Below are 19,966 nucleotides of genomic sequence, written 5' to 3' on the forward strand. Positions count from 1 at the left end.
GAAGAATACATCGTGAAAACAACCGACCCGATTAGCGAATTGACGGGTTATGCCCGTGAGCATTCGCCCTACTACAAGAACAGCCTCGCCGATGTTCCCGAGGCAATAAACTCGCTGTGCGAATTACCGTTGCTTGATCCGGCAGATTTCTGGAAAGTCAGTGCGGATCTGGCGCACTGGCCGGTACTGACAGCTCCCATTGAACACGCCTTGGTCTTCAAGACCGGTGGCTCAACCGGCGGCGGCAGGCTTTCGGTCTATACCCGCACTGAATGGCAACGCACGGTCGAAGATTTCGGCCGCAGTCTGAGCGGTCAATTCAGCCCTGGCGACCGTGTCGCCAATCTGTTTTTCGCTGGCGACCTGTACGCCAGTTTTCTGTTTATCCATGATTCGCTGGCCCATGTTGAAACAGCGATCACCGAGTTTCCGTTTACCGGTGAGGTCGATCCGCTGAAGTTGGCCGATGCCATCGCCCAGCACCGGATCAACGTGCTGGCTGGCGTGCCAGCGCAACTATTGACCTTCGCCAGTTGGCTCAAGCAACGCAACCTTGCGTTACCGTTGGTTGATACCGTGCTTTACGGCGGAGAAAGCCTGTTTGCCTCACAGCGCCAACTCCTTGAGCAAGTGCTGCCCAACGCGCGCATTGCCTCGATCGGCTACGCCAGCGTCGACGGAGGATTTATCGGTGCCAGTCATCGTGACTGCAGGGAAGGCGAACATCGCACGCCAGACGGCCACGTCCTGCTGGAGATTGTCGATCAGCACAGCGGCGCAACGGTCGAGGCCTGCGAGCAAACAGGTCTGCTGGTGTTGACCAATCTGCATCGGCGCCTGATGCCGCTGATCCGCTATCCCGTGGGTGATCTGGCGTGCTGGCGCGAACCGACTGGAACCGCGCAACGCAAATTCGCCTTGAAAGGCCGCAGCGCCAGCAGCCAGCGTGTTCGGGTCGGCATTCTGTCGCTGATAACCGATGAAATCGGCGAAACCGTGCGATGCATCACGGGCAGCGACGACTGGCAGTTGTTGATCGAGCAGGCCGACGGCAGCGATGTGTTGACCTTCAAATGCGTGATCAACGAACGCTCGATCTGCAGGCTCGGCCAGCTTGAAGCGCGACTGATCGAACTCTACCCCGGGATATTGCCCCTGCAGGCCGCAGGGTTACTGGAGTTGCGTATTCAAAGCTGCCAATTCGAGGATCTCGCACGTCATCCTCGCGCAGGCAAACGACTGCGGGTGATTGATCTGCGCTGCTATGACCGGAATGACAGGGAGGTGTCTGATGGAATCTTTGGTCCTGCGCAATTACCGTGACAGCGACGCGGTTGCTGTCAGCGAACTGTTTCGCGAGGTTTATGGCGACCGTTACCTGAAGATCGACGTGTATCTGCCCTGTCTGATCAACCAAAACCATGCGGATAAACGCTGGCATTCACTGGTGGCAGTCGAGGGCGAGCGGATCCGGGGTCATGCGACCTTGTATCGGCAGAGCGAAAAAGCGCACGACGCCGAGTTGGCGTTGAGCGCCGTACATCCCGACACACGCGGGCAGAACATTGCCACGCGGCTGGGCGAGCAACTGCTCACTCACGCGCAGGCGTTGGGCTGTCGCAGCGTTTCGATCAAACAGGTGACCCATCACCCTTACACCCAACGCATGGCCCTCAACCTCGGTTTCCATAACACCGGACTGCTCCCGGATTACGTCCGCTCACCTTTCGGCTGCAAGATGCCGGAGTCGATCGTGGTGGGCGTTCGCGCCATCGATGGTTATCAGCGACCACTGCCAGCGCAGGTGTGGCCCCCCAGCTGCCGTACGTTCATGCACAGACTGGCGGACGTATTCGGTGTCGGGGCCGGCGCTACACGCTGGCGCGGGGCCTCGGTCCAGGTCGAACAACATGGCAATCGCCATGAAATGCTGCTGGAGAAACTCGACCCGGAACTGCTCAGCCAGCTCAGAGCATTACCCAGGCATTGGCTGATTTCGATTCATCTGCAGCTGTCGCGACACTTTGCCGGGGACCTGCACAGCCTGAACGCCATCGGTTTCGCTTTCACCGGCCTGGCGCCGGCGCATGACAATTGCGGGGGATGGCTGGCGTTGTTCCATCGCGGTTACCGTCCGCGCAAACTGGCATTGCATTGCCCGCACATGCAGACGCTGCATGATCAGATACGACGGCAAATCGGCAGTGGTGATTTGCCGCCGGTTTGAACGAGCGCCAGTAAACGACATGAGCCCGCTCAACTGCGCGCGGGCTTATGCCTTGGCCGTCAGGCCCTTGTCGGATGGCACGGCAGCGTTGCCTTCACCATAGGTCTTGAGATTCTGCAGGACGTAAATGGCTTTCTTGAATTCGGGAATCAGGCTCTTGCCGTAGTAATTGCCATTGAGACTGTTGGTCTGGATAGCATCGAGCTGCGTGGCGAAATATTCCAGCGCGTTGAACTTAGCCTCCGGGTCCTTCTGCACGCCGAACCGGTCGAACTTGTCGCCGGCATTGAGCAAGGTAATCGAGGTGATCTCGGAAATCAGGCCGCGCCCGCGCAGAAACTCGCTCAGGTTGCCCAGTTGCTTGACGGAGACGTTGGCGGGGTCGAAACCCTTGATCTGCTTGCGCAAGCCCTGTTTGTCCATCTCCGCGACATTCAGTGCATTCGGATCGTTACCGACCAGGGTCAACATCTGCTGCACTTTGACGCTCTGCGAAACCTGCTTCTTCGCGCCGGTATCACGGACCAGAACGCCCGCCTTGCTTTCCCAGGCGCCGGTATAGCCGATCGTCATGCGAGTACTCCTTGTGCAGTGAGCATGAAATGTCCTTGTCCAACGATTTGAATGGGCGCGAGTATCGGCCGCTTCGCCTGATCCAACCAACCCTTTTGTGCGCTTTTTTACAAATCTCGTACATTCTGAGACAGGGCCGAAAGCCCACAAACGTTGCTTCAAAGTGTTCATCAGGATGTAACAAACGTGTCGATTTCCAGGGATGTACCAATCCCGATACCAACCGGTCATCGCCCTGTGTTCTTTAGGCACGCAAGTACCTAAAGCTTCCGCGCGCTAAGTCGATACGCTGTGATACCCGTCCTGTTTTGACCCTGCCTTCCAATAAAAAACGCCGCTCAAGGATCAGTTCCATGCCCGCACTGCGCACTATTCAGGCTCGCTACACGCTGTTTCTGGTTCTGTTCATTCTGCTGTTGTCCGTGCTGACCGTGGTCGGCATCAGCCAGTTGGTCGCTCCGACCCTGCGCGATACCGAAGAGAAGGTGGTGCTCAACCGGATCGCCGAAGTCGCCGTGCAGATTCAAGGCGAGTTGAACAAGGTGCAGGCGCAGCAACGCAGCATTACCCAGACCATCCCCCTGCTCGACAGCGCCGCGATCGACGTGGTGCTGCCAGGGCTGGTGGATCAGTACGGCGAACTGAAAGTCTTCGGCGGCGGCATCTGGCCGTTGCCGGGCCAGCGTGAAGCCGGGCGCAACAAGTTCAGCACCTTCTGGCACCGGGATGCCTCGGGTCAGCTCAAGGTCAATACGTTCTGGAACAGCGACGCCGCACCCAACTACTACGACCAGAGCTGGCACAAGGGCGGCATGGCCACCCCGCGCGGCCAATGCGCGTGGGCCGCTGCCTATAAGGACGACGCCAGTGCCGAGCCGCGCACCAACTGCGCCATGGCGATCTACAAGAACGGTAGCGCCTGGGGCGTCTCGACCATCGACGTGACCCTGGGCTTTTTCAACGATCTGGTAGCGCGCAAGGAAAAAGACCTCAACGCCGAGATGCTTATCGTCGAGGCTGACGGCAAGATCATCAGCAACAGTTCGCGCATCAGCGGCCCGATCGTGTTGAAGAACATCAGCGAACTGGCGGCCAGCTCAACCTTCATCAATCAGATCAAGACCGGCCTGCAGAACCGCGATAAAGCGCAGCGCGTCGAGTTCGACAACAACGGTGAAGACGCCACATTCTTCATGCGCCCTATCGAGGGCACACCGTGGTTCCTCGCCACTGCCCTGCCGACCAAGATGCTCACCGCCCAGCGTGACGATGTGCTCAACAGTCTCAGCCTGATCCAGATTCCACTGGTGATCCTGCTGGTGCTGTTGCAGGTTTACGCGATTCGCAAACTGGTACAGCGCATGAAGGCTCTAAAAGCCAACATCGATTCGCTGTCCAGCGGCGACGCCGACCTGACTCGCCGCATCACCATTCGCGCCGAAGACGAACTAGGTGCCATCGGCCATTCGGTCAACACCTTCATCGTCTACCTGCAGAACATGATCGGCGAAGTCACCCAGGCCACCGGCGCCATGGCTTCCAGCCTCGACAATCTGCAACGCACCTCGGCGCACACCAGCCAGATTCTGCTGCGTCACGCCTCGGAAACCGACCAGACCGTCACCGCCATTACCGAAATGAGTTCCACCGCTGAAAGCGTGGCGCAGAATGCCGCTGAAACCGCTGCGTTCACCCAGCGCGCCAATGAAAACGCCGATCGCTCGCGCGTCGTGGTGGGTGAAGCGACCAACAGCGTGGTCGCGCTGATCGACGAAGTGGCCAGCGCTACACATAAAGTTGAAAACATGCAGCAGGACGCCCAGCGCATCACCGAAATCCTCGGCGTGATCGGTGCGATTGCCGGGCAGACCAACCTGCTCGCCCTCAACGCGGCGATTGAAGCGGCCCGGGCCGGTGAACAGGGTCGCGGCTTTGCAGTAGTGGCGGATGAAGTCCGCGCCCTCGCCGCCCGCACTCAGGCCAGCACTTCGGAAATCAACGAAATGTTGACCCGTCTGACCCAAGGCGTGAGTTCGTCGGTCAGCGCCATGGAAAACACCCAGGCCAGTTGCCAGTCCGCCGCTGACGCCACCGCCCGAGTCAACTCGGGGCTGGACGAAATGGCCGGTTCGGTGAGCCATATCAACAGCCTCAGCACGCAGATCGCCACCGCCGCTGAACAACAAAGCGCAGTGACCGAAGAAATCAACCGCAGCATGGTGCAGATCCGCCACATGGTCGATGAACTGGTGCAGAGCGGCCAGGCCAGCGAGCTGAATACCCGCCAATTGCTCGAAGCCAATAGCCGCGTGAGCGCGATCATGGGGCGGTTCAAGGTCAGTTAAGCCAACCGCGACCACGGGGATTTTGGCCTTTACGCCAATCCCCTGTGGGAGCGAGCCTGCTCGCGAAAGCGATTTTTCAGTCACTGTAGCTGCGGCTGGCCGACCGCATTCGCGAGCAGGCTCGCTCCCACATTGGTTCGGGTGTTTTGTAGCAACTGGAAACACTCAGTTGATATAGGAGCGGGAAAACAGGTCAAAATGCGTTCTTGCTGACCTTCACCGAGTCGAGAGCCCATTCCCATGCGAAGCCAACTGCGTCTGCTCGCCCTGAGCGCCCTGTTCATCTCCTCCCTGGCGCAAGCCGCCGAACTGATCCCGATCGAAGTGCACCGCGATGCCAATTGCGGCTGCTGCAAAAAATGGATCAGCCATCTCGAAGCCAATGGCTTCAAAGTCGAAGACCACGTCGAAAGCGACATGAGCAGCTTTAAACAGCAGCACGGCGTACCACCGCGTCTGGCGTCCTGCCACACGGCGATCATCAATGGCAAATTCGTCGAAGGCCATGTGCCGGCCGATCAGGTGCTTGCGTTGAGCAAGCGCGACGATCTGCTGGGTGTGGCTGCGCCGGGCATGCCAATGGGCTCGCCGGGCATGGAAATGGACGGCATGAGCGATGCGTACCAAGTGATCGGCCTGAAGAAGGACGGCGCTGACGTGGTAGTGGCGGACTACCCGGCCCGTTGATGGGGGCAGCCTACTTCGGCCTGTTCTTTGCTGCGTTTGGTGCGGCAACATTGTTGCCATTGCAATCCGAGGCGCTGCTGGTCGGCCTGATCGTCAGCGAGCGTTACTGGCTGTGGGGTTTGCTCGCGGTGGCGACGCTGGGCAACGTGCTCGGTTCACTGGTCAACTGGTGGCTGGGCCGGGGCATCGAGCGCTTTCAGGATCGACGCTGGTTCCCGGTCAGTCCCAAGCACATGGCCAAGGCGCGCAAGCACTACGAGCGCTATGGGCATTGGTCGCTGCTGCTCAGTTGGCTGCCGGTGATCGGCGATCCGCTGACCTTGATAGCCGGCGTCATGCGCGAACCGCTCGGGCGCTTTCTGTTGATCGTCACCCTGGCCAAAGGCGCGCGCTATGGCGTGCTGGCCTTGCTGACACTGGGCTGGCTCGGTTGAACCAACCCTCAGTGTGATTGCCTTTGTTTAACGTCGGCGTAATCCCCGCCTTCCAGAGTCGGCCAATTTTCAAGGAGTTTGTGCTTATGTCCGTCACGCTTTCCCGCTGGCTGCCCGGCCTCGTCCTCAGCGCTGCCCTGCCATTAATGGCGCACGCAGCCACTGAAACCGCCCCCGCCGAAGGGCCTGCCTACGGCCCGGAGCTGCAAGGCTTCCAGTACCCCTACACGCTTAAACACTTCGCCTTTGAATCCCAAGGCCAGAAGCTGCAAATGGGTTACATGGACGTCGCCGCCAACGGCAAGGCCAACGGCCGCACCGTGGTGCTGATGCACGGCAAGAATTTTTGCGCGGCGACCTGGGACAGCTCGATCAAGGCCTTGAGCGATGCCGGCTACCGCGTTATTGCGCCGGACCAGATCGGTTTCTGCACCTCCAGCAAACCTGAGCACTATCAGTACAGCTTCCAGCAACTGGCCACTAACACTCAGCAACTGCTCAAAGCCCTGGGTATCCAGAAAGCCACCCTGCTCGGCCACTCCACCGGCGGCATGCTCGCCACCCGTTATGCGCTGCTGTTCCCGGAGCAGGTCGATCAATTGGCGATGGTCAACCCGATCGGTCTGGAAGACTGGAAAGCCCTCGGCGTTCCGTATCGCACCGTCGATCAGTGGTATCAGCGTGAGTTGAAGGTCACGGCCAAGGGCATTCGCGACTATGAGCGCACCACCTATTACGATGGCCGCTGGAAGCCGGAATTCGATCGTTGGGTCGACATGCTCGCCGGTCTGAGCAAAGGTCCGGGCAAGACCCAGGTCGCGTGGAACTCGGCGCTGATCTACGACATGATCTTCACCCAGCCGGTGTACTACGAGTTCAAGGACCTGAAGATGCCGACCCTGTTGCTGATCGGCACCTCCGACACCACTGCCATCGGCAAGGACCTCGCACCGCCGGAAGTGAAAGCGAAAATCGGTCATTACGACGTGCTCGGTAAACAGGTCGCCAAGCTGATTCCGCAGTCGACGCTGATCGAATTCCCGGGCATGGGCCACGCGCCACAGATGGAAGAACCGGAGAAATTCCATCAGGCGTTGCTCGGCTGGCTGGGCAAGACTCCTTCCGCTCCTTGATGAGGTAAGGCGATGACGGTGCAGATTGCAGTGATCGATGACTGGCAGGACGTGGCACGTGACGTGGTCGACTGGTCCGTGCTCGAGGGCATCGGTGAAGTAACCTTTGTGCACGATTACCCGGCCGACAACGCCACGCTGGCCGAGCGCTTGGGCAAGTACCAAGTGATCTGCGTGATGCGCGAACGCACGCGTTTTGATGCCGACCTGCTCGGGCGCCTGCCCAATCTGAAGTTGCTGGTCACCGGCGGCATGCGCAATGCGGCGCTGGACATGCCGGCTGCAGCAGCGCTGGGCATCAAGGTCTGCGGCACCGACAGCTATAAACACGCCGCGCCGGAACTGACCTGGGCGCTGATCATGGCGGCAACCCGTGATCTGGTGAAGGAAGCCAATGCCCTGCGCGCCGGCCTGTGGCAACAAGGACTCGGCGGCGACCTGCACGGCAAGACCCTGGGCATCCTCGGCCTTGGCAGCATCGGCCAGCGGGTCGCGCAGTTCGGCCAGGTATTCGGCATGCGGGTGATTGCCTGGAGCGAAAACCTCACGGCCGAACGCGCTGGACAGGCCGGTGTGACGTACGTCAGCAAGCAGCAACTGTTCGAGCAGGCCGACGTGCTGTCGGTGCATCTGGTGCTCAGCGAGCGCAGTCGCGGTCTGGTCGATGCCCAGGCGCTGGAGTGGATGAAACCGAGCGCGCTGCTGGTCAACACTGCTCGCGGGCCGATCGTCGATGAAGCGGCGTTGATCAAGGTGCTACAGAAACGGCGAATTGCCGGGGCGGCGCTGGACGTGTTCGAGCAAGAGCCTTTGCCGGCCCTGCACCCGTTTCGCACGCTGGACAATGTCCTCGCTACCCCCCATGTGGGCTATGTCAGTCGGCAGAATTACGAGCAGTTCTTCCGGCAGATGATCGAGGATATTCAGAGTTGGGCAGCTGGGGAGCCGGTGCGTCTGTTGAATTGATTCCATCGCTTTAAAGTTCAGTTGCTGCAACAGGCCTCTTCGCGAGCAGGCTCGCTCCCACAGGTTGTACGCGTCCCAATGTGGGAGCGAGCCAGCTCGCGAAGGGTCATCTCAGATACCACGCTGAAATACCCTCGCACCACAACGGTGCAACCCGCCCATCCCTTAGCACAAAAATCGTGACCGCTCAGTCACCGTTTTGGCCCACTCCGACCGAAAAACATGCCCTTCGTCGGAGCGTTTCCCCTCCTCAACCCTCGCTAACATCCCGACACAACCGATTGTCGAACAATTTACCCATTTGCCCTTACCCGCTCTAGGATCTGGCCTAGACTGATTTTTCAGTGGCCAAACCACTCGGTCATACCGACGAAAAAAAGTCGAAACTTTTGCTTCACGCCACAGGTCATCAGAACAACTGGGCGAAAGCGACTGGTGTAATCCTTGCAACGGCCTCACCACCCATTCTGCTTGCGCGTGTTGGGTCAGCATTTGCTCACCGATGCGTGGCGCCTTTGCGCCCGGCCACAGGACTTGGCCACGAAACAGCTTGTTCGAGACAAGAATCAGATCACACACGGGAGATACATATGATCAGTGCGGCATTGGATATTCAGGGAGAGCGTGCTCACCAGTCGCTTGGAGAATCGAGCACCATCAGTGTTCCCGGCAGCCGACAGATCAACGTACCCGGCACCAAGACGCTTGCTCCGGTAGCAAGCCAGAATCCCAACAAGAAAAAAGTGTTGTTCGTGACTTCGGAAATCGCCGATCTGGTCAAGACCGGCGGCCTCGGTGACGTCTCCGCCGCCCTGCCCCGGGCCATGGCCCATCTGCATGATGTGCGGGTGCTGATCCCCGGTTATCCGCAAGTGGTGCACAGCGAAAACCCGATTCACATCATCGGCGAGCTGGGTGGCCATGCCGCGCTGCCACCTTGCAAGATCGGGCGCATGGACATGCCCGATGGCCTGGTGATCTACGTGCTGATCTGCCCTGAACTCTACGAGCGTGAGGGTGGCCCTTACGGCGCCAACAACGGTCGCGACTGGCCGGACAACCATATCCGCTTCGCCCGTCTCGGCCTGGCCGCTGCCGACATCGCCGCCAATCTTGCGCAAATCCATTGGCGCCCGGATCTGGTGCACGCCCATGACTGGCCGGCTGGCCTCGCGCCCGCTTACATGCACTGGCGCGGGCAGCGCACGCCAACGCTGTTCACCATTCACAACCTTGCCTATCAAGGCGTGACCAGCCTTGGTTCCTGCCCGGAGCTGGGGATTCCCACCCATGCCCTGCAACAGGAAGGCATGGAGTTCTACGGCAAGATGTCGTTCCTCAAGGCCGGCATGGCCTATTCGAGCCACATCACCACCGTCAGCGCGACGTATGCTCAGGAAATCACCACCCCGGACTTCGGCTGTGGCCTCGACGGATTCCTTGCCGCCAAGACCCAGCAAGGCCTGCTCAGCGGCATCCCGAACGGCATCGACGAGAGCTGGGATTCGGCGACCGACCCGCACCTGTTCGCCCCGTTCGCCATCGGCGACTGGGAAGGCAAAGCGGTCAACGCCGCCCACGTCCGTGAGCTGTTCGGCCTGAATGACTCTACCGGCCCACTGTTCGCCGTGGTTTCGCGCCTGGTCTATCAGAAAGGTCTCGACCTCACCGAAGCGGTGTCCGAGTTCATCGTGCAGAACGGTGGTCAGATCGCAATCATTGGTCGCGGCGAGCCGGAAGAAGAGCAAGCCATGCGCGAATTGGCTCTGCGCTTCCCAGGCCAGATCGGCGTACGCATTGGCTTCAACGAAACCGATGCCCGACGCATGTTCGCCGGCAGCGATTTCCTCCTGATGCCTTCGCGTTACGAGCCTTGCGGCCTGAGCCAGATGTACGCCCAGCGTTTCGGCTCGTTGCCGGTCGCGCGCAACACCGGCGGTCTGGCCGACACCATTGAAAACGGCGTCACCGGTTTCCTCTTCGATGAGTCCACCGTTGATAGCTATAAAGAAGCCCTGAGCCGCGCGTTCAAGGTCTTCGCCTTCCCGGAATTGCTCAATGCCATGCGTTGCCGCGCCATGGCTGCACCGTTCAACTGGAGCAAAGCGGTTGAACCGTACGCCGAACTTTACGAACAACTGGTCGCCAAGGCGTTGGGTAAAGCCAGCCACAAATAACCAGGGAGTTGCAGAAAATGCCGTCAAGGACCCAAGAAACCTGGCCCCACGGCGCGATCATGCTGGATGCCGAGCACACGCAATTTGCGTTGTGGGCGCCTGACGCGTTCTACGTCAGTGTGGAACTGGAAGATGGAAAATCGTTGCCCATGCTGCCTCAGGGCGACGGTTGGTTTGTAATCAAGGCCAATTGCCCGGCGGGCAGTCGCTACCGTTACTGCATCGATGGCGAACTGGAGGTGCCGGACCCGGCCTCCAGAGCGCAGGATGGTGACCTCGACCGCCACAGCGTGGTGGTCGACCCCCATGCCTATCAATGGCGGCACACGACCTGGAATGGTCGGCCGTGGAGCGAAGCGGTGATTTACGAGCTGCACGTCGGTGCGCTCGGTGGATTTGCCGAAGTTGAACAGCATCTGGCGCGCTTGGTGGCGCTGGGCATTACCGCCATCGAACTGATGCCGCTGGCGCAATTCCCCGGTGATCGCAACTGGGGCTACGACGGAGTGCTGCCCTATGCCCCGCAAGCCTCCTACGGCACACCGGAACAACTCAAACACCTGATCGACACCGCCCACGGCCATGGCCTGGCGGTGATTCTCGACGTCGTTTACAACCACTTCGGTCCCGACGGCAACTATCTGCATCGTTACGCCAAAGGCTTTTTCCGCGAGGACAAGCACACGCCCTGGGGCGCGGCGATCGACTTCCGTCGTCCGGAAGTGCGCGAGTTCTTCATTGAAAACGCGCTGATGTGGCTGCTTGAATACCGTTTCGACGGCCTGCGTCTGGATGCGGTGCACGCGATTGAAGATCCCGACTTTCTCAGCGATCTGGCCCGACGCATTCGCCAGCAGATAGACCCGACCCGGCACGTCTGGCTGACCGTCGAGAACGAGCTGAACCAGTCGAGCCTGCTGGAAAACGACTACGACGCGCAGTGGAACGACGACGGTCATAACGCCTTGCACGTGCTGCTGACCGGCGAAACCGACGCCTATTACGCTGACTATGCTGCGCAGCCCACCGAGCAACTGGTGCGCTGCCTGAGTCAGGGCTTCGTGTTCCAGGGCCACATCACTCGCCATGGCGAACCTCGCGGCGAGCCGAGCGAACATCTGCCCTCCACTGCTTTCGTGCTGTTCCTGCAGAACCATGACCAGATCGGCAACCGTGCCTTTGGCGAACGCCTGCATCAGCTCGCCGACCCGCGTGCGGTACAAGCGGCGACGGTGTTGTTGCTGCTGTCGCCGATGATTCCGTTGATGTTCATGGGCGACGAGTTTGCCGCCGAGCAACCGTTCCTGTTTTTTACCAGCCACCACGGTGAACTGGCAGAGCTGGTGCGAGAAGGCCGGCGCAATGAGTTCGCCGCGTTCAGTGCCTTTACCGATCCGCACAAGCGCGAGCAGATCCCCGATCCGAATGCCGAAGAAACCTTCCGCGCCTCGCAGCCACGACTGGTTGGCAGTGGCACGCCGTTACAACAGGAGACGCAAGAGCTCTACCGGCAGCTGTTGAAGTTGCGTCACCAGTACATCATTCCCCACCTCTCCGGAACTCAAGCGTTGGGCGCGCAAATGCTCGGCCATGGCGCGGTCAGCGCACGCTGGCGGCTGGGCAACGGCAGTGAGCTGCGAATTGACCTGAACCTCAGTGACACGCCAGTGGTCAACCCTGCACAGACTGATACCGAGTGGTTGTTTCAACAGCCAGCCGCAGTCGAACTGTCGGACCCGAACCAACTGCCGGCGTACACCGCGCTCGTCAGCCTCACGGCCGCACCCCTTTTGCACCCCCTGGATGGAGAGCGCCTATGAGCGATGCGCAACTGGAAATACTCGCCAGTCGAGCCGGCCTTGCCGTCGACTGGATCGACGCCAACGGGCGTCAGCAAAAAGTCGCTCCTGCTGTGTTGCGCAATGTCCTGATCGGACTCGGCCACCCCGCCAGCACCGCGCAAGAAATCGATGCCAGCCTGCTGGAATTGCAAGAAGTCCAGCAAGACCGCCATTTGCCGCCCCTGCTGACCTGCGACGTGGGCGTCGCCCTCGACCTTAGTCGCTATTTCTCACCGGAAACCCCCTGCGAAATCCATCTTGAAGACGGCTCGCAGATGAACCTGAAGCTGGACAACGAAGCCATGTTGCCCGGCTTGATTCCGGTCGGTTACCAGCAAGTGCATATCGCCGATCAGTATTTCACGCTCGCCGTGGCGCCTGAACGCTGCTTCAGCGTCGCCGATGCGGTCGATAGCCCGATCCCGCGCGCCTGGGGTCTGAGCGCCCAGTTGTATTCGCTGCGCCGTCCGGGTGACGGTGGTTTTGGCGACACCCAGGCGCTGGAGGAACTGGTTCGTGTCGCGGGTGAACGTGGCGCCGATGCGCTGGCGATCAGCCCGATGCACGCGATGTTCAGCGCAGACAATGGCCGCTACAGCCCTTATTCGCCGTCCAGCCGTTTGTTTCTCAATTCACTGTATGCCGCGCCGGGGAGCATTCTCGGCGAACGCGCGTTGCGTGATGCAATTGATGCCAGTGGTCTGGCCGCGCAGTTCGAGCAGCTGGAAAATCTCAAGCTGATCGACTGGCCGACCGCTGCCGAAGCCAAGCAGAAACTGCTGCAAGCCTTGTATGACGGTTTCGTCGCTGGTGAGCATCCGCTGCACGCCGACTTCGCCAGTTTCCGCCATGCCGGTGGCGAAGCGCTGGAAAACCATTGCCGCTTCGAAGCGATTCAGGAAATGCGCGCCGCCCGTGGCGAAAGCCTCGACTGGCGCGAATGGCCGGAGCACTGGCAGGACCCGCGCGGCGCGGCGCTCGGCGCGTTTGCCGAGGAATACGCCGAGCGCATCGGTTATTTCGCCTTCTGCCAATGGCTGATCCATCGCTGCCTCGAACGCGCCCAAACTGCTGCGCGCAGTGCTGGCATGGGCATCGGTCTGATCGCCGACCTCGCCGTCGGTGCTGACGGTGCAGGCAGTCAGGCCTGGAGTTTTCAGGATGAATTGCTCGCCTCGCTGACCGTCGGCGCGCCGCCGGACATCCTCAATCGCAGCGGCCAGGGCTGGGGCATTTCCGCGTTCTCGCCGGAAGGGCTGATCCGCAACGGTTTCCGTGCCTTCATCGACATGCTGCGCGCCAACTTCGCCCACGCCGGCGGCCTGCGTATCGACCATGTCATGGGCCTGCAACGCCTGTGGGTGATTCCCAACGGTGCCGCCCCGGCCGATGGCGCCTATCTGTATTACCCGTTCGACGACATGTTGCGCCTGCTGACCCTGGAATCCCATCGGCATCAGGCCATCGTGCTCGGCGAAGACCTCGGCACCGTGCCGGAAGGCCTGCGGGAAAAACTTGCCGCGCGGTCAATCCTGGGCATGCGCGTGCTGTTGTTCGAACAGGACAACACCCGCTTCAAACCGATTCTCGACTGGCCGGATGATGCGCTGGCCACCACCAGCACCCATGACCTGCCGACGCTCAACGGTTGGTGGCATGGTCGTGACATCGACTGGAATGCACGCCTCGGTCTGGTCGATGCCAACGGCGAAATCGACTGGCGTCGGCATCGTGAGCGTGAACGCGAAGGCCTGCGCGATGCGCTGCGCCAGGATCCGCAGAACTTCCGCGAAGAGTCCCACGAAGCCGATCAAGTGGTCGATGCCAGTGTGCGTTTCCTCGGCCATACCCGCGCGCCGCTGGTCCTGCTGCCGCTGGAGGATGCCTTGGGTATCGATGAACAGCCGAATCTGCCTGGCACCACCGATTCACATCCGAACTGGTCGCGACGTTTACCCGGTCCCAGCGAAGCGTTGCTGGACGGCCCCGATGCCGCCCGCCGCCTGGAACTGCTGGCCTGCGCGCGCCTTCAAGCCTCTGAGCGTGACCAATGAACCAACAGCAAATCCAGCCACTGCGCGCCACCTTGCGCCTGCAGTTTCATAAAGGTTTTACCCTCGAACAAGCGGTGCCACTGGTGCCGTACTTTGCCCGACTCGGCATCAGCCATATCTATGCCTCGCCCCTGCTGGCAGCCCGCGCCGGTTCCATGCATGGCTACGATGTGGTCGACCCGACCCAGGTCAATCCTGAGCTGGGCGGCGAGCCGGCGTTGCGCCGACTGGTCAGCACCCTGCGCGAACACAACATGGGACTGATCCTCGACATCGTTTCCAACCACATGGCCGTCGGCGGCAACGACAACCCGTGGTGGCTCGACCTGCTGGAATGGGGACGCCTGAGCCCGTACGGCGAGTTCTTCGACATTCAGTGGCACTCGCCGGATCCGTTGATGGAAGGCCAGTTGTTGCTGCCGTTCCTGGGCAGCGACTACGGCGTGGCGTTGCAGGAAGGCACACTCAAGCTCAAATTCAACGCACAGACCGGCACTTTTTACGTCGAGCACTACGACCACCATTTCCCGATCTGCCCGAACAACTATGGCGAACTGCTCAAGTCCGACGACACGCTGAAGTCTCTGGCAGATCGCTTCAGCACACTCAGCTACCAGACCGACGCACATTCGCTGGCGATGCCGCTCAAGCAAGAGCTGCGCGAGCTGGCAAGCGATCCGCGTATTCTGGCGACTATCGAAGGCAACCTCGCACAGTTCGATTCCACCACCGAGGACGGCTTCCACAAGCTCCACGAGTTGCTCGAGCGGCAAAGCTATCGCCTGGCCAGTTGGCGCACGGCGGCGGACGACATCAACTGGCGGCGCTTCTTCGACATCAACGAGCTTGGCGGCCTGCGCGTCGAGCGTCCTGCGGTGTTCGAAGCGACCCACGGCAAGATCTTCCAGTTAGTTGAAGAAGGTCTGGTCGACGGCCTGCGCATCGACCACATCGACGGCCTCGCCGATCCGCGTGGTTACTGCCGCAAACTGCGTCGGCGTCTCGATCACTTGGCACCGGGACGTCATCTGCCCATCTATGTCGAAAAGATCCTTGGTGAGGGCGAAACCCTGCGCCGCGACTGGAGCGTTGATGGTACCACCGGTTACGAGTTCATGAATCAGCTGTCGCTGCTGCAACACGACCCGGACGGCGAACACGTGCTCGGCGAACTCTGGCAGCGCCGCACTGAGCGCCCGGCTGCGTTCATGGAAGAAGCGCAACTGGCCCGTCAGCAGATCCTCAACGGCTCGCTGGCCAGCGACTTTGAAAGTGTCGCGCAGGCCCTGCATCAAGTCGCGCGGGATGACCTGATGACCCGCGACCTGACCTTGGGCGCCATTCGCCGCGTGCTCCACGCGTTGATCGTGCACTTCCCGGTTTATCGCACTTACATCAGCGCCATGGGCCGGTCCGAGCAGGACGAAGCGATTTTCCAGCATGCCATGGATGGAGCACGGCAAACCCTCAGCGAAGCTGACTGGCCAGTGCTCGACTCGGTCGCCAGCTGGCTCGGCGGCACGCCTTGGCGCCGCAAGCCACGGGGTCGCTCGCGCAAGATCCTCAAGCATGCCTGCGTGCGTTTCCAGCAACTGACTTCGCCGGCAGCTGCCAAAGCCGTGGAAGACACCGCGCTGTATCGCTCGGCGGTGCTGCTGTCGCGCAATGATGTCGGTTACAACACCGAGCAATTCAGCGCGCCGGTCAGCGAGTTCCACGAAGTCAATCAACAGCGCATGGCCGAGTTTCCTGACAACCTGCTCGCGACTGCTACCCATGACCATAAGCGCGGCGAAGACACCCGCGCCCGGCTGGCGGTACTCAGCGAGCGCAGCCATTGGTACGCCGATCAGGTCGAACTGTGGCGCGCCCTCGCCCGCCCGGTGCGCATCGAAGATGACGCGCCTTCCGCTGGCGACGAGCTGATCCTCTATCAGGCATTGCTCGGCAGTTGGCCGCTGGATCTGCGGGACGACGACAAGGCCGGTTTCGCCGATTACGCCAAGCGCATCTGGCAGTGGCAACAGAAAGCCCTGCGCGAAGCCAAGCTGCAAAGCAGCTGGAGCGCGCCGAATGAAGCCTATGAAAACGCGGCACAGGCTTTCACGGAAAAGCTGCTGACCGGCGAAGAAGGTGAGTTGCTGCGTGCGGCGCTGAGCAAGACCGTCAACAGCATCGCCGCTGCCGGCGCGCTCAACGGGCTGGCGCAAACCTTGCTGCGCATGACCGTGCCGGGGGTGCCGGATCTGTACCAGGGCAACGAGTACTGGGATTTCAGTCTGGTCGATCCGGACAACCGCCGCCCGGTGGATTACGCCGCCCGCGAGCAAGCGTTGCAGGCATCCGTGCCGGGTACCGAACTGCTCAAGGACTGGCGTGACGGGCGCATCAAACAGGCGCTGATCAGTGAGGTGTTGAACCTGCGCAAGGAACACAGCGAGCTGTTCCGTCGAGGCGATTACCAGCCACTGGAAGTGCTGGGCAGCCAGGCGCACAACGTGCTGGCGTTCGCGCGTGAACACGAGGGCGTGCGGGCCATTGTGGTGGTGCCGGTGCGCTGCGCAACGTTGCTGGAAAACAGTGCCATACCGCAGGTCGATGCGCTGCGCTGGGGCGATACGCGGGTGGTTTTACCGTCTGCCGCTTCGGATGCAAACCTGAAGGGACTTTTTGCCAGCAGCGTAGTCACACAAAACAGGGAGCTGAATGTCAGCGAAGCGCTGGGGGATGTCCCGGTCAATCTCTTTATCCAACACTTAACACAAGCATGAGTTCAGTTCAGGAGCATTGCGATGAGCACCGACGATAAACGCATTCGCGAATTCGCCTATCAGATCTGGGAGTCGGAAGGGAAACCTGAAGGCCACGAAGAACGTCATTGGGAAATGGCGCGCAAGCTGGCCGAGGCCGAAGCGCTGGCACCCAAGAAGCCACCGAAAGCGGCGGGCAGCAAAGTGGCTGGCAAGACTTCAGGCGCAGCAGCGAAAAGCACCGACGGCAAGACTCCGGCAGCCGCCAAAGCCAAACCAGCAGCAAAAGCCAAGCCGGCGGCCACGCCCAAAGTAGTCCCGCCGGGCGAAAAGGCTGCCGAGAAAAAGCCGCGAGCCGCGAAGAAGCCTCCGGCGAACTGACCCGATCCATTTTTGAACTGAATGACTGTGTGGCGAGCGTGCTCGCCACAAGGGGTTCTTGCGCCCCGAAGAAAGTCCCTAATTGGGAAAAACACACAACCCTGTGGGAGCGAGCCTGCTCGCGAAAGCGCTAGGTCCGTTCCCGAAGATGTCGGATATGCCGACGCTTTCGCGAGCAAGCTCGCTCCCACAGGAAATCTCATTGCCTGAACTGTCCCGTTTTTTTGCAGGAGCAATCATGACCCGTCCAAAGAAAGCCGAACCCGCTGCGCACGCCGAGCCGTCGAGAATCCGTGAAGGCCTGCCCTTCCCGCTCGGTGCGACCTGGGATGGTCTGGGGGTGAACTTTGCTCTGTTTTCCGCCAACGCCACCAAGGTCGAGCTGTGCATTTTCGACGATGCCGGCGAGGTCGAACTCGAACGCATCGAGCTGCCGGAATACACCGATGAGATCTACCACGGCTACCTGCCGGATGCGCATCCTGGCTTGATCTACGGCTACCGCGTTTATGGTCCTTATGACCCGGCCAATGGTCACCGCTTCAACCACAACAAACTGCTGATCGACCCGTATGCCAAACAATTGGTCGGTGAGCTGAAATGGTCGGAGGCGCTGTTCGGCTACACCATCGGCCACCCCGACGCCGACCTCAGTTTCGACGAGCGCGACAGCGCGCCGTTCGTGCCCAAGTGCAAGGTTATTGACCCAGCGCACACTTGGGGCAACGACCATCGCGTCAGCGTGCCGTGGGACAAGACCATCATCTATGAAACCCACGTGCGCGGCATCAGCATGCGTCACCCGTCGGTGCCGGAAAACCTGCGTGGCACTTTCGGCGGTCTGATGGTTGACGACGTGCTCGAGCACATTCGCAAGCTCGGTGTTTCGTCTGTCGAACTGCTGCCGATCCATGCTTTCGTCAACGATCAGCATCTGCTGCAAAAGGGCATGACCAACTACTGGGGCTACAACAGCATCGCGTTCTTCGCCCCGGACCCGCGTTATCTGGCCAGTGGCAAGATTGCCGAATTCAAGGAAATGGTCGCGCACCTGCACGATGCCAACCTCGAAGTCATTCTCGACGTGGTCTACAACCACACTGCCGAAGGCAACGAGCAAGGCCCGACCCTGTCGATGCGCGGTATCGACAACGCCTCCTACTACCGCTTGATGCCCGACGACAAGCGCTACTACATCAACGACTCCGGCACCGGTAACACCCTGGACCTGAGTCACCCATGCGTGCTGCAAATGGTCACCGACTCCCTGCGCTACTGGGCCAGTGAGATGCACGTTGACGGTTTCCGCTTCGACCTGGCAACCATTCTTGGCCGCTACCACGATGGTTTCGACGAGCGCCACAGCTTCCTCGTCGCCTGCCGTCAGGACCCGGTGCTGCGTCAGGTGAAAATGATCGCCGAACCGTGGGACTGCGGCCCCGGCGGTTATCAGGTCGGCAACTTTCCGCCGGGCTGGGTGGAGTGGAACGACAAGTTCCGCGACACCGTGCGCGCCTTCTGGAAAGGCGACGACGCTCAGCTTGCCGATTTCGCCAGCCGCATGACTGCCTCTGGTGAGATGTTCAACCAGCGTGGGCGCCGGCCGTATTCGTCGGTGAATTTCATCACCGCCCACGACGGTTTCACTCTCAACGATCTGGTCTCGTACAACGACAAGCACAACGAAGCCAACGACGAGAACAACCAGGACGGCAGTAACAACAACCTGTCGTGGAACCACGGCGTCGAAGGTCCGACCGATGATCCGGAAATCAACGCTTTGCGCCATCGGCAGATGCGCAATTTCTTCGCCACGCTGCTGCTGGCCCAAGGCACACCGATGATCGTTGCCGGTGACGAGTTCGCCCGCACCCAGGACGGCAACAACAACGCCTATTGCCAGGACAGCGAGATTGGTTGGGTCAACTGGGACCTGAGCGAGGACGGCAAGGCCCTGCTCAAGTTCGTCAAACGCCTGATCAAGCTGCGCCTGACTTATCCGATCCTGCGTCGCGGACGCTTCCTGGTCGGCGAATACAACGAAGACATCGGCGTCAAGGACGTGACCTGGCTGGCACCGGACGCTACCGAGATGACCACCGAGCACTGGCATGACGCGCACAACCGCTGCCTCGGCATGCTCCTCGATGGCCGCGCGCAGGAAACCGGCATCCGCCGCAAAGGTGCCGACGCGACCCTGTTGCTGGTGGTCAACGCGCACCACGACATCGTCAACTTCACCCTGCCGGAAGTGCCGGACGGTGGCTTCTGGACCTGCATGATCGACACCAATCAGCCGTCGATTCGCGGCCAGGAGCGCTTTGACTTCGGCCATGAATATTCGGTGACCGGGCGTTCGTTGCTGTTGTTCGAACTGCAACGTGACGAAGAAGATTGA

Annotated in this window: 14 protein-coding genes; 13 read left to right on the forward strand and 1 reads right to left on the reverse strand. The window is 60.6% G+C overall.

From position 1 onward, the window contains the following. The first annotated feature begins 12 nt into the window (after positions 1 to 12). Together D6877_RS29055 and D6877_RS29060 are read left to right on the forward strand one after the other, a co-directional pair. Entirely contained in the window at positions 13 to 1,323 is a 1,311-nt protein-coding gene (locus tag D6877_RS29055) for a phenylacetate--CoA ligase family protein (protein WP_130912923.1), read from the forward strand. Beyond that, positions 1,292 to 2,227 carry a GNAT family N-acetyltransferase gene (locus D6877_RS29060; RefSeq protein WP_130912924.1) on the forward strand — a complete coding sequence of 312 codons (936 nt, stop codon included), beginning with the start codon at positions 1,292 to 1,294 and terminating at the stop codon, positions 2,225 to 2,227. Before D6877_RS29055 ends, D6877_RS29060 begins: the two co-directional genes overlap by 32 nt. A gap of 45 nt (positions 2,228 to 2,272) precedes the next feature. On the opposite strand, the gene D6877_RS29065 is transcribed toward D6877_RS29060, so the two are convergent. Beyond that, positions 2,273 to 2,800 (reverse strand): hypothetical protein, encoded by a 528-nt coding sequence (locus D6877_RS29065; RefSeq protein ID WP_130912925.1) that lies wholly within the window; start codon positions 2,798 to 2,800, stop codon positions 2,273 to 2,275. A gap of 353 nt (positions 2,801 to 3,153) precedes the next feature. On the opposite strand from D6877_RS29065, the gene D6877_RS29070 reads away from it, so the two are divergent. From D6877_RS29070 to glgX, 11 genes are all read left to right on the forward strand, one after another. Continuing rightward, positions 3,154 to 5,145 (forward strand): methyl-accepting chemotaxis protein, encoded by a 1,992-nt coding sequence (locus D6877_RS29070; RefSeq protein WP_130912926.1) that lies wholly within the window; start codon positions 3,154 to 3,156, stop codon positions 5,143 to 5,145. Positions 5,146 to 5,385: 240 nt separating this feature from the next. Further along, positions 5,386 to 5,832, forward strand: a complete 447-nt coding sequence (locus tag D6877_RS29075) for a DUF411 domain-containing protein (RefSeq protein WP_041480975.1) — start codon at positions 5,386 to 5,388, stop codon at positions 5,830 to 5,832. After that, on the forward strand, positions 5,832 to 6,266 hold the full coding sequence (locus tag D6877_RS29080; RefSeq protein WP_071172371.1) for a YqaA family protein: 435 nt from the start codon (positions 5,832 to 5,834) through the stop codon (positions 6,264 to 6,266). The genes D6877_RS29075 and D6877_RS29080 overlap by 1 nt, the downstream gene beginning before the upstream one ends. Positions 6,267 to 6,352: 86 nt before the next feature. Beyond that, a complete protein-coding gene (locus D6877_RS29085) occupies positions 6,353 to 7,399 on the forward strand; it encodes an alpha/beta hydrolase (protein WP_130912927.1) in 1,047 nt (348 codons plus the stop codon). A 12-nt stretch (positions 7,400 to 7,411) separates the two neighbouring features. Then, positions 7,412 to 8,365 carry a D-2-hydroxyacid dehydrogenase family protein gene (locus D6877_RS29090; protein ID WP_130912928.1) on the forward strand — a complete coding sequence of 318 codons (954 nt, stop codon included), beginning with the start codon at positions 7,412 to 7,414 and terminating at the stop codon, positions 8,363 to 8,365. A 590-nt stretch (positions 8,366 to 8,955) separates the two neighbouring features. Then, entirely contained in the window at positions 8,956 to 10,542 is a 1,587-nt protein-coding gene (glgA, locus tag D6877_RS29095; protein WP_016774645.1) for a glycogen synthase GlgA, read from the forward strand. Positions 10,543 to 10,559: 17 nt separating this feature from the next. After that, the gene (gene treZ, locus D6877_RS29100; protein WP_130912929.1) at positions 10,560 to 12,362 is read left to right on the forward strand and encodes a malto-oligosyltrehalose trehalohydrolase; all 1,803 of its coding nucleotides are present in this window, start codon (positions 10,560 to 10,562) and stop codon (positions 12,360 to 12,362) included. Further along, the gene (gene malQ, locus D6877_RS29105; protein ID WP_130912930.1) at positions 12,359 to 14,437 is read left to right on the forward strand and encodes a 4-alpha-glucanotransferase; all 2,079 of its coding nucleotides are present in this window, start codon (positions 12,359 to 12,361) and stop codon (positions 14,435 to 14,437) included. Before treZ ends, malQ begins: the two co-directional genes overlap by 4 nt. Further along, on the forward strand, positions 14,434 to 17,208 hold the full coding sequence (locus tag D6877_RS29110) for a malto-oligosyltrehalose synthase (protein ID WP_130912931.1): 2,775 nt from the start codon (positions 14,434 to 14,436) through the stop codon (positions 17,206 to 17,208). Before malQ ends, D6877_RS29110 begins: the two co-directional genes overlap by 4 nt. Positions 17,209 to 17,229: 21 nt before the next feature. Next, complete coding sequence (locus D6877_RS29115) at positions 17,230 to 17,568, forward strand: DUF2934 domain-containing protein (protein WP_130912932.1); 339 nt, start codon at positions 17,230 to 17,232, stop codon at positions 17,566 to 17,568. A 238-nt stretch (positions 17,569 to 17,806) separates the two neighbouring features. Further along, positions 17,807 to 19,966, forward strand: coding sequence for a glycogen debranching protein GlgX (gene glgX / locus D6877_RS29125; protein WP_024012878.1), 2,160 nt, complete (start codon positions 17,807 to 17,809; stop codon positions 19,964 to 19,966).

It is taken from the genome of Pseudomonas sp. Sample_9, assembly GCF_004307535.1.
Lineage (GTDB): Bacteria > Pseudomonadota > Gammaproteobacteria > Pseudomonadales > Pseudomonadaceae > Aquipseudomonas > Aquipseudomonas mercuritolerans.